We start from the raw sequence: 392 nt of genomic DNA, 5'->3' as shown, positions 1-392 counted from the left end.
GCCGTCATTTCTGGTGCAGAAGGCTGGGAAGATATAGAGGATTTTGGGGAAACACATCTCGATTTTTTGAAGCAATATGGTGATTTTGAAAATGGTATTCCTGTTCACGATACCATTGCCCGAGTTGTATCCTGTATCAGTCCTGCAAAATTTCACGAGTGCTTTATTAACTGGATGCGTGACTGCCATTCTTCAGATGATAAAGATGTCATCGCAATTGATGGAAAAACACTCCGGCACTCTTATGACAAGAGCCGCCGCAGGGGAGCAATTCATGTTATTAGTGCGTTCTCGACAATGCACAGTCTGGTCCTCGGGCAGATCAAGACAGATGAGAAATCCAATGAGATTACAGCTATTCCTGAACTTCTTAACATGTTGGATATTAAAGG

1 protein-coding gene is annotated in these 392 nt (G+C 42.9%); it reads left to right on the top strand.

The features are described from left to right. The coding region (locus tag A7090_RS17950; RefSeq protein ID WP_123056968.1) for an ISAs1 family transposase at positions 1 to 392 on the top strand (392 nt) is incomplete at both ends.

This window comes from Escherichia sp. MOD1-EC7003 (genome assembly GCF_002965065.1).
Classification (GTDB): Bacteria; Pseudomonadota; Gammaproteobacteria; order Enterobacterales; family Enterobacteriaceae; genus Escherichia.
The sequence above is the reverse complement of the archived record's forward strand: the minus strand, read 5'-3'. Positions and strand labels throughout refer to the sequence as shown.